1 protein-coding gene is annotated in these 271 nt (G+C 52.8%); it reads right to left on the reverse strand.

Going from position 1 to position 271, the window contains the following annotated elements; translation table 11 throughout:
* The coding region (locus FDX22_RS31930) for a hypothetical protein (RefSeq protein WP_255433048.1) at positions 1–271 on the reverse strand (271 nt) is incomplete at both ends.

Genomic DNA, 271 nt, shown 5'->3' on the forward strand with positions numbered 1-271 from the left:
GGCCACAATCTGATCGCCGCCCCAGTACGTCATACCCCGGAATATAGCCGCAAAGTCACGCAGCACAGTGTAAGCGTCATTCCTCTCCTGAACATAGACGTTACAGGTATAGCGTGGTTCTGTCCCGCTTCCACCTTTTCCATCCGGTACCGGCTGATCGCAATACTGGGCAACCTGGTACAACGTCCATTTATCAATGTTGGCTGCAGTCAGGCGATTACCCAGACCAAAGCGATCGGTAATCACCAGATCGTAAAATATCCACGCCGGG

Origin of the sequence: Citrobacter sp. TBCS-14 (genome assembly GCF_005280805.1) — a bacterium.
GTDB lineage: Bacteria > Pseudomonadota > Gammaproteobacteria > Enterobacterales > Enterobacteriaceae > Citrobacter > Citrobacter gillenii.